11 protein-coding genes are annotated in these 9,229 nt (G+C 44.7%); 6 read left to right on the top strand and 5 right to left on the bottom strand.

Annotation, left to right across the window (positions count from 1 at the left end):
- Positions 1-217 precede the first annotated feature (217 nt).
- A complete protein-coding gene (locus ACX5KA_RS13555) occupies positions 218-1,330 on the top strand; it encodes an MBL fold metallo-hydrolase (protein ID WP_458731406.1) in 1,113 nt (370 codons plus the stop codon).
- A gap of 21 nt (positions 1,331-1,351) precedes the next feature.
- On the opposite strand, the gene ACX5KA_RS13550 is transcribed toward ACX5KA_RS13555, so the two are convergent.
- Complete coding sequence (locus ACX5KA_RS13550) at positions 1,352-1,990, bottom strand: MOSC domain-containing protein (protein ID WP_458731405.1); 639 nt, start codon at positions 1,988-1,990, stop codon at positions 1,352-1,354.
- Positions 1,991-2,100: 110 nt separating this feature from the next.
- Between ACX5KA_RS13550 and ACX5KA_RS13545 the strand changes: the two genes are divergently transcribed.
- The 5 genes from ACX5KA_RS13545 to dnaB all read left to right on the top strand — a co-directional run bounded on the left by ACX5KA_RS13545 (position 2,101) and on the right by dnaB (position 6,422).
- Positions 2,101-2,676 carry an RNA polymerase sigma factor gene (locus ACX5KA_RS13545; protein ID WP_458731404.1) on the top strand — a complete coding sequence of 192 codons (576 nt, stop codon included), beginning with the start codon at positions 2,101-2,103 and terminating at the stop codon, positions 2,674-2,676.
- Positions 2,669-3,181 (top strand): hypothetical protein, encoded by a 513-nt coding sequence (locus tag ACX5KA_RS13540; RefSeq protein ID WP_458731403.1) that lies wholly within the window; start codon positions 2,669-2,671, stop codon positions 3,179-3,181. The genes ACX5KA_RS13545 and ACX5KA_RS13540 overlap by 8 nt, the downstream gene beginning before the upstream one ends.
- 13 nt (positions 3,182-3,194) lie before the next feature.
- Positions 3,195-4,196, top strand: coding sequence for a DUF4097 family beta strand repeat-containing protein (locus ACX5KA_RS13535; RefSeq protein ID WP_458731402.1), 1,002 nt, complete (start codon positions 3,195-3,197; stop codon positions 4,194-4,196).
- A gap of 254 nt (positions 4,197-4,450) precedes the next feature.
- Positions 4,451-4,921 (top strand): hypothetical protein, encoded by a 471-nt coding sequence (locus tag ACX5KA_RS13530; protein ID WP_458731401.1) that lies wholly within the window; start codon positions 4,451-4,453, stop codon positions 4,919-4,921.
- Between the two features lie 115 nt (positions 4,922-5,036).
- Complete coding sequence (gene dnaB / locus ACX5KA_RS13525) at positions 5,037-6,422, top strand: replicative DNA helicase (protein WP_014999870.1); 1,386 nt, start codon at positions 5,037-5,039, stop codon at positions 6,420-6,422.
- A 125-nt stretch (positions 6,423-6,547) separates the two neighbouring features.
- Here dnaB and ACX5KA_RS13520 read toward each other — a convergent pair whose 3' ends face one another.
- The 4 genes from ACX5KA_RS13520 to ACX5KA_RS13505 form a co-directional block, all read right to left on the bottom strand.
- A complete protein-coding gene (locus ACX5KA_RS13520; protein WP_458731400.1) occupies positions 6,548-7,750 on the bottom strand; it encodes an OmpA family protein in 1,203 nt (400 codons plus the stop codon).
- A gap of 89 nt (positions 7,751-7,839) precedes the next feature.
- Positions 7,840-8,289 carry a secondary thiamine-phosphate synthase enzyme YjbQ gene (locus tag ACX5KA_RS13515; RefSeq protein WP_052235472.1) on the bottom strand — a complete coding sequence of 150 codons (450 nt, stop codon included), beginning with the start codon at positions 8,287-8,289 and terminating at the stop codon, positions 7,840-7,842.
- The gene (locus ACX5KA_RS13510) at positions 8,279-8,743 is read right to left on the bottom strand and encodes a chemotaxis protein CheX (protein WP_014951104.1); all 465 of its coding nucleotides are present in this window, start codon (positions 8,741-8,743) and stop codon (positions 8,279-8,281) included. Before ACX5KA_RS13510 ends, ACX5KA_RS13515 begins: the two co-directional genes overlap by 11 nt.
- Positions 8,733-9,206, bottom strand: coding sequence for a transcriptional repressor (locus ACX5KA_RS13505; RefSeq protein WP_014951103.1), 474 nt, complete (start codon positions 9,204-9,206; stop codon positions 8,733-8,735). Before ACX5KA_RS13505 ends, ACX5KA_RS13510 begins: the two co-directional genes overlap by 11 nt.
- Positions 9,207-9,229: the final 23 nt, after the last annotated feature.

The following is a 9,229-nucleotide window of genomic DNA, read 5'->3' as shown; positions in this document are numbered from 1 at the left end:
GCCGCTCACCTTAAGTGAACGGCATTAGCTCTTAGAGCGGCTTTTTTTTTGCGTATTTACTGTGGTGCTGATGGTTTCTCGCTTTACAATAACGGTTAACCGCTATCTTAGTACTTGCGCTAAACTGCGGTTCTCTTGATATCTGCACAATTGAGTAAATAAAACATAGACGCGGCAGTCAACTAAGCGCTTTGCCTACAAGGATGCAATGTTAAAAATGGTAATGAGTTTAAAGAAGTTAACGATGTTGTCGGCGTCGCTAGTAGTAGCAGGAAGTGTCGTGACTGGTTGCGCCAGCTCTAATCATGTTACTCAGATAGAAGGTGAAAATGCTGTAATCAAGCACACCAATGAGCCTGGGTATGAGGACAGATTCAGCAATATTTACGACGGTTTTAAAGCATACCCTGTCACGTGCACTAATGATTGCTACCCGGCGTCTGCCGATATTGAATGTGAAAGTGACATGCAAAATTGTCAGTTCGTTGGCAACAACCCGACAGTGAGCTTAAACACCCCCTTTACCGTTACCTGGTTAGGGCACGCAAGTTTTATACTTAACACCGCAAGTGGTGAACAAATACTTATCGATCCTGTGTTTGGTCAGTTTGATTGGCCTGTTAACTGGGCTTTTCGATTGGCGGAAGGATTCAGCCGCAACGAACCCGCTGAGGTAGGTGAAGACAAACTCGCACAAACCGATGCTGTAGTTTATTCCCATATTCATTATGACCATTTTAATAAGGCCGATATTGCCGAATTAGGCACGAAGCCCGAATATCTTGTTCCGTTAGGTTTCGCAGAGCACTTCCCTAATAGAGGCTACACCATTAAAGAGATGGCTTGGTACACATGCAAAAACGTAGGCAAAACCTCTATCCACTTCGTGCCTGCCCATCATTTCAGTAACCGAATTTGGGTGCCGTATTTGTACGAGGACGACAATGCGACACTGTGGGGCGGTTGGGTATTTGAGAGTGAAGGCAAAACATTGTTCTTTGCGGGGGATACGGGATATTCACCGCACTTCAAGGATATTAAAGCGCGCTTTGGTGAAATAGATGTTTGCCTGTTACCCATAGCGTCTTATTTCAGCGAAACTTCACCCAAATGGTATCGCAAGGTACATACTACGCCAGAAGATGCCATTGTTGCGGCCCAAGACCTAGGCTGTAAAGCCGTAGTGCCTTGGGGCTATGGAAATGCCAGCTGGATGATGGGTGACAAGACGTCACATTCTGCGCTATTTCGTCTTATGAAAATGAAGAAGCAGCTAAACCCTGCAATGCCTTGGATTATTTTGAATGAAGGTGAGCAGGCGTCTTTTTAATTTAAGCTAGGGATAAATGGCCTATTTATCCGCAATTTTTTGGCATTTTCCGCGCCATTCGTCATCAAGCGCCTCAAGTTTCGCTAGCTTTTGTGCCAGGGCTTTGTCTGCTTTGGTATGGGCGCATTGCATTAGGGTGTGAACATTAACGGTATCGTCCTCACGGTGCAGTAGTGTTACTTCGTCGCCTACGTAAATAGTACCGGTTTTAACAACCCGGTAGTACCAGCCAGTAATGCCTCGCTCTCCAACAAATCTATCTAGGTTAGGGATGCCAAAGCGTTGAGAGATTTTATTGCAAGGGGCACGGGGTGCACTTACTTGCAGTTCTACCTCGCCGAACTTCCATATATCGCCGATATAAACGGTAGCATCGTCCATGCCCTCTACACTGATGTTTTCGCCAATACTGCCCAGCGAAAATTCGCCTTCAGGAAAATGCTTTCTTAATGTCAGATAGTTGGTCGGGTTGAACTGATGCAGCACTTTCTCCGGTCCACCGTGAAGACGTTTGTTGGCCTGTTCATCTTCATCGGTTCTGTCCATATGTACCGTTAACGCGTCGACTGGGGCTTTAACAATACTGCTTGGTGCCCCACGAGGGCCTAACGGCTGAGGTTTTCCAGCAAACAGAGCGTTAACAGAAAATGAGGTAGACATGGCATCTCCAAAAAATATTTTTGTGCATTTAAACCTTTCTACTATAGGGTACGACTAACCTTATAACACTAATAATGCTAATCAGCACCACAAATAACAAAGAGAAAAGAATGGAACACACACAACAACGTGTTGTACACGCCAATGTGGTGTTTGGTAATAAAAGTGAAAATGAGCTGATATCTAAAGCGAAAAAGGGCGATAAGCAGGCATTTCGTTCCCTTTACGATGAACATATTGGGCGAGTCTACGCGCTTTGTTACCGGCTTACAGGTGAAAAGGGAATGGCAGAAGATGCTTCGCAAGAAGTCTTTATTCAGCTATGGAAAAAATTGGGTAATTTTGACGGTCAAAGCCAATTTTCCACGTGGTTACACAGCGTAACGGCAAACATTACCATCTCTTATATGCGTAAGCAGAAAGGGTGGGTACAGCGGATGTTTAACTTGGAAAACAGCGGTATTAACGAGATGCCGGCTGAAGAAAACAGCACCGATGTGGATTTAGAGGCATTAGTTATTCGCTTACCCGAGCGAGCCAGAATGGTTTTCGTGCTCCATGCGTTAGAGGGTTACCGACACGAAGACATTGCCAGCATGTCGAACATGGCAGTGGGCTCAAGCAAAGCACAATTTTTCCGTGCTAAGCAATTGTTGAAAGATTTTATGGGAGTCGATGATGAGTAATTTTGACGACAAGCTTGCTCAGCATATTTCTGAGCTATCAAAAGAGAAGCAGCCCGAGCGAGATCTGTGGCGAGGCATAGAGCTAGGTATAGCATCGGCTCAAGACAACCCTTCAAACGATGACGCTTCAGCACCTACTGTTACATCGAGACAGTGGATGGCGATAGCCGCAAGTGTTTGTTTAGTTACTGTATTGTGGTTCGCTGCTCCTTTTGCGTTTAAAGCTGATGAAAGCCGAAGTGATGGCTATGCCCTGATTGACGCAATGAGTATGCAGCATCAACAACAAGTAAATAGTCTTCTTGCTAGTTATGAAAGTACAACAGCGCTAACTGAAGATTGGCAAGAACAATTAAAAGAATTAGACGATGCTGCTGATGTTATCAAAGCGGCGTTAAAGGACGATCCTGACAACTCAGCATTAATCAAAATGCTGCATCACGTATATCAACAGCAAATTGCCTTAATTGAGCGAGTGCACGCGCCAAAGTGGCAGCAAATTTAATAAGGGTTTAAAGATGAATATGAATACGAAAAGCACATTTTTGCACACGTTCATGGCACCTCTGGGGGCCAAGGTATTACTTACTACTGCGCTGCTAAGTATCGCTACTACAGCGTTTGCAGGAGAAAAAGTAGATAAGACCATCGACACATCGTCTTCGCCGAAAGTGGACATTGAACACATCAACGGAAAAGCAGATATTCGAGTTTGGGATAAGTTTCAGGTTCGTGTCACCGGTGAACTGGGCGATCAAACTGAAGAGTTCATCTTTGAAAGACGCGGAGATGTTGTGGTTATACACGTTGAAGTCGAGCGCCACTCAAAGAGCTGGTTTAATAAAGGGAAAGATGGCGACGACCTTGTTATCTATATACCTTCAGCAAGCGACCTTCACTACACCGCGGTCAATGCTGATCTTATTGCAGAAGGTATAACAAAAGCAGTAGATGTTGAGGTGGTAAACGGCGACGTAACCCTTAAAAACATAGGTGAGCGGGTTGAAGTTGAGTCGGTTAATGGCGATATCGTGCTTGAGAATGTGAGAGGCCGTTTAGAGGCGGAAACAGTGAATGGCGAAATTGAAGCGTCACACTCAGGAAACACGCCAGTGAGCTTTGCGTCAGTTAATGGCAAGCTCGACATCACTTCCGATAGCCCAGACGTATCAGTAGAAACCGTCAACGGTCGAATCGATGTGTCTCTTCAAGCGGTAGACGTACTGCAAATCAATACGGTTAATGGAAGGACTTACGCAAGTTTAGGTCTTAATAAGAACGGTAGCGTAAAAGCGAATTCTGTAGGCGGTGCGATGGAATTTGTCTTTCAAGATGGCGTATCGGCACAATTTGATATTGAGACGCACGCTGGCGGCAACATTGTAAACAATATCAGTGATGAAAAGTCGCAAAAGCCTAAGTATGGCCCAGGTAGCTGGCTACGCTTTATCCACAACGGTGGGGCTGCAAATGTAGACATCTCTACGGTACACGGGCGAATTGAAATAGACCAAAAGTGAATAAGCTATAGGCAACACAATTGAAACTTTAGGTTGAAAAAATGAATTTAGTCCACATTTATTAATCAGACATGTGGTGATTAATGAAAAGCTGCGAGTGATCGCAGCTTTTTTTGTTTGGTCGCTAAAAATGTGTAGCTGAGCGTTTGTAAGTAACAAAAGAGCGTTTTAATGGCTCTTAGTTACAAGTTAGCGGACCTGCACGCTTCACCCACATCATCACATGGTTTGTTATTTTTTGATTGGAGGTTAAATTGAGTATTGTTGGACACGTCAAAAGGTTTTGGCGATTTCATAGTCTAATTATTGGTGCGTTTGGAATATGCGCATTTACGCTAGGCTGTGCTGTTCAGGAACCCGCTTATTACGAAGGTACTTGGGTGGTGACTAAGGCCTATAATGTAGGTGTTTCAGCTCACTCATCAATAGAGTCAGAAAAGTTCTTGGGTCGCTCGGTAACCTATGCTTCAGACTCGGCTAAACTCGATCAGGCATTCTGTGAGTCACCGGTGTATTCAACGAAAAATATCAGTAATCAAGATTTTTATGCGGCTTTTAAAGCATCGCCGTCTTCTCTTGGCTTTAGTGACGACAAGATTACTGAAGTGAATTTGTCTTGCTCAGAAGGCACGGACGTCTTAGGTTCTACCCTAATCTTTCAGGAAAACGGTAATACCTATACCTTGGTCGATGGTACGTTTTTAAAGCTGGAGAAAACGCTTTAAACGATGTCGCCTTTTTGCGCTTTCACAACAAAAGTCCTACTTCCTTTGTTGAGAGATGAGCGTTAAAAGCGCATAATATCCAACTGACTTTTGTGCATTGGAATAGGTTTCACTCGTGGCGTCTGCGTCTAAAAACGATAAAAATGTTGAGAAATTGAAGGTTCCACCTCATAGCATTGAGGCTGAGCAATCTGTTTTAGGCAGCATGCTTATCGACCCCGAAAGCTGGGATAAGGTCGCGGAGCTTGTTACCGATAACGATTTCTACAATCGCTCACACCAAATAATCTTTCGCGCTATCACTCGACTACTAAACAGTAGCCAGCCAATCGACCTTATTACGGTATCAGAAGAGCTGGAAAAGCATGATGAACTGGAAGATGCAGGTGGATTTGCCTACTTAGGTGAACTTGCCAAAAATACCCCAAGTTCCGCGAACGTTGTGTCTTATGCGCAAATTATCAGCGAGCGAGCCATTACACGCGAACTTATCGGCGTAGCGCATGAAATCGCTGAAGTAGGGTACAACCCTGAAGGCCGAGACAGTGCAGACATTCTTGATCTGGCGGAAAGTAAAGTATTCGAAATCGCCGAGCGAAGAACTGGTGAAAACGAAGGTCCTCGCGATGTTGAGTCAATTCTAGGCAAGACTATCGACCGTCTAGAAGAATTGGTGAAAACCAATAAAGAGGTGACCGGTGTTACAACGGGCTTCACCGATTTAGACAAGATGACCAGTGGTATGCAGCCTTCTGACCTTATCATTGTTGCGGCTCGTCCATCGATGGGTAAAACGACCTTTGCCATGAACTTGATTGAAAACGCAATGATGGCAGAAGACAAGCCTGTGCTCGTTTTTAGTCTTGAGATGCCTTCAGAACAAATCATGATGCGTATGCTGGCATCATTAAGCCGCGTTGATCAAACCAAAATTCGTACCGCACAGCTCGACGATGAAGACTGGGCGCGAATATCCAACACCATGGCTATGCTTAAAGACAAAGACAGCTTGTTTGTTGATGATTCTTCAGGCTTAACACCCATGGACGTGCGTAGCCGTGCCCGAAAGCTAGCGCGAGAGCGCGGCGGGATTAGCCTTATCATGGTGGATTATCTTCAGTTGATGCGCGTACCTTCTCTTAGCGATAACCGAACATTGGAAATTGCAGAGATCTCTCGCTCACTGAAAGCATTGGCTAAAGAGCTTGAAGTGCCGGTAGTTGCCCTTTCACAGCTTAACCGTACGCTAGAACAACGCGCCGATAAACGTCCTGTAAACTCTGACCTTCGTGAGTCTGGCTCAATCGAGCAGGATGCCGACCTTATTATGTTTATTTATCGTGATGAGGTTTATCACGAAAACAGTGAGTATAAGGGAATTGCAGAGATTATCATTGGTAAACAGCGTAACGGCCCAATTGGTACCTGCCGACTTACGTTCCAAGGTCAGTTCTCACGATTTGACAACTATGCAGGCCCTGCCATAGCCGACGAATATTAGCCCTCTTTTAGCGACTAAAGGCTTCGACCACGGCCACGGTCTACATATTAAGGGTTAACAAGTCAAAGTATTCCAGACACAAAAAAGGCGCAGTAGGGCGCCTTTTTCAATTCATATACAATGAATTACTTTTCTTCAGCTACTTTCACTGTGTCTTTAACTGTCACTGAAATGCGACGGTTAACACGGTGTGCTTCGGCATTCTTACCGTTGTCTAGAAGCTGAGTTTCGCCGTAACCGATAGTCTCTAGACGAGAGCCTTCGATACCGTACATGTCTACCATTACTTCTTTGAAGTTAGCAGCACGACGCTTTGAAAGGTCCATGTTGTATGCTTCAGAACCTGGTGCAGAAGTGTGACCTTCGATTACCGCAGTTGTTGAAGGATACTGCTTCATGAACTCAGCGAATTCAGAGATCTCTGGATCTTTTGGCATTTTAACAACAGCACTTTCGTTGTCGAATAGAACGCGTAGTGTGATTTCTACTGTCTCTTCATCAAATACTGTACAGCCTTTCGCATCAACTTTAACGCCTGCTGGTGTATCAGGGCACATGTCTTTGCTGTCTACAACACCATCGTTATCAGCGTCTTTAAGTGCACAGCCAGTTGCATCTACTTTAGTGCCAGCTGGCGTGTTAGGACACTGGTCAACACTGTTTAGAACGCCATCGTTATCGTTATCAACGCTACAGCCAGTCGCATCAACGCGAACGCCAGCTGGAGTCATTGGGCACTGATCTTTGCCATCTACAACGCCGTCGTTGTCGCTGTCTTTAGGTGCTGAAGGAGTCGCTTTACCAAATGGCACGGCTAAGCCTAGCTTAACACTATAATCGTTGTAATCTTCGCCGAAATCATGGTAAGCGGCAATTTCAGTAATTATCTTAACATTCTCATGAACATCCCAGTGCTTACCAATACCGATGTTACCAAGAGTTGTAGATTCAAGAACAGCTTGGCGCTTTACACCGCCGAATAGGAACCACTGGTCATTAGGCATAAAGTACATTACGTCAACGCCAGTCATTTCACCGTCGTCTTCAGCTGAATTTCCTGCATTATCAGTATACTCTAACTCCAATGCAGTAAATTCAACTCTTGCAGCCCAACTTTGAGTGAAACGGAAACCGTATTCAACTGTTAGGCCTATGCCGTTGTCGTCTGCAACGCCGTCACTGAAAGGTCTAGACTCGTCAGTGTTGTAATACATCGCTGAGCCACCAAACCAACTTTTATACGCTGGCTCAGAAGAGTCTTGTGCAAATGCATTAGTCGAAGAAATTACAGCAAGAGATAGCGCTGCCATTTTAAAGTGTTGTTTCATAGTCACATCCTGTTTAACGTTGAGTGATTATCAATTTTTGATAATTTTGTGTTGTGCTTAGCAAACAATGCAAGCACAAATTGTGCCATTTATAATGTGGGTTGTTCTGCTATCCCTTGTAATGTGGCAATAATTGTTCGTCTTCCACCATGATCTCGATGTTCACCGAGCATGATACCCTGCCATGTGCCAAGTGCAAGTTTGCCTTGTTGGACAGGAATTGTAAGTTGACAGCCTAGTATACTCGATTTTAAGTGAGCAGGCATATCATCTTTACCTTCATAAGTATGCCTGAAAAAAGAAAGCTCTTCTTTTACACTATGGTTGAAGAAAGCCTCCATATCGTGCCTCACCGTCGGGTCAGCATTTTCGTTTATTGTCAAACTTGCACTAGTATGCTGAAGCCATAAATGTAGAAGGCCAACTTCAACATGACGAATACTGGGGAGGGCAGATTCCACCTGTTGTGTTATCAGGTGAAATCCTCTCGGGTAGCTGTCTAGTGTAATTTTTTCAGAGTGCCAGAAATTATTTGTCAAAGCAGATTTCCAAATGCGCTAATCCTTCGTCGCACATGAAAGGAAGAATAATTTTAGCGCCATCCACCTGATGGCTGATTGTGTGTTGCTTTCCTGATACAACGATTGGCGTTGCCATGCCAAACTCATATCCACGTTCTGCAAGGTCTCGTTTAGCATTGCCGCAAATCATATTGGTAACCTCGCCAACCATGTCACCCACTTCAGCGTCGAGTTTCTCCGGACGCTCCCCTACCATTCTTTCCATGATAGTAAGCGCAAGCGACTCATCGAACGTGATAGACATAGAGCCTCGAACATCAGGACCAACCATACCTATCAAACCAGACACGTCACCTTTTGCGATATCGCTTTGTTTGCGCTTGGGCTTGCCCGGGGTCAATTTAGTTTGAGCCATGGTTTCAAGCACGTTCAAAAGACCAGCAATAAACGGGTTCACAAAATCAGCATTCATGTACACTCTCCTGGGCAGCGTGATCTTCCGTTTGTTGACAATCGGCACATAATCCATGGGCCTCTATAGTTTGTTTCGATACTTTAAATCCGTGTTGCTTTGCTTGGCTATCAAGGGTTTCTTGAAGACCTTCAGATTGAATTTCAGCAACATCACCACAGCTGTCACAAATTAGAAACTGAACAGGGTGGTTACAGCCAAAATGATAGCAGGCTACAAACGCATTGGTAGACTCTAAACGGTGAATGAACCCAAAATCGAGAAGAAAATCAAGGGCGCGATAGACTGTTGCAGGTTTAGCACTAGACTCTGTTTCTTTCAGAGAGTCGAGTAGTTCATAAGCACCCATAGGACCGTGCTTTGAAACAAGAATTTCGTACACCTTTTCTCTAAGCGGTGTGAATCTGGCGCCGCGTTGCTCGCAATAAGCCCGTGCCTTATGAATAAGTGTGGTTTTGTTCATTGATGATAACCGTAAACTCGACT

Source organism: Alteromonas alvinellae (assembly GCF_902705805.1).
This window is presented reverse-complemented; position numbering and strand designations above follow the sequence as displayed.

What these genes read in the sequence shown, in the direction of transcription:
- ACX5KA_RS13555 (WP_458731406.1), top strand. Translation starts at nt 218, where the DNA reads ATGGTAATGAGTTTAAAGAAGTTAACGATGTTGTCGGCGTCGCTAGTA.
- ACX5KA_RS13550 (WP_458731405.1), bottom strand. Translation starts at nt 1,990, where the DNA reads ATGTCTACCTCATTTTCTGTTAACGCTCTGTTTGCTGGAAAACCTCAG.
- ACX5KA_RS13545 (WP_458731404.1), top strand. Translation starts at nt 2,101, where the DNA reads ATGGAACACACACAACAACGTGTTGTACACGCCAATGTGGTGTTTGGT.
- ACX5KA_RS13540 (WP_458731403.1), top strand. Translation starts at nt 2,669, where the DNA reads ATGAGTAATTTTGACGACAAGCTTGCTCAGCATATTTCTGAGCTATCA.
- ACX5KA_RS13535 (WP_458731402.1), top strand. Translation starts at nt 3,195, where the DNA reads ATGAATATGAATACGAAAAGCACATTTTTGCACACGTTCATGGCACCT.
- ACX5KA_RS13520 (WP_458731400.1), bottom strand. Translation starts at nt 7,750, where the DNA reads ATGAAACAACACTTTAAAATGGCAGCGCTATCTCTTGCTGTAATTTCT.
- ACX5KA_RS13510 (WP_014951104.1), bottom strand. Translation starts at nt 8,743, where the DNA reads ATGAATGCTGATTTTGTGAACCCGTTTATTGCTGGTCTTTTGAACGTG.
- ACX5KA_RS13505 (WP_014951103.1), bottom strand. Translation starts at nt 9,206, where the DNA reads ATGAACAAAACCACACTTATTCATAAGGCACGGGCTTATTGCGAGCAA.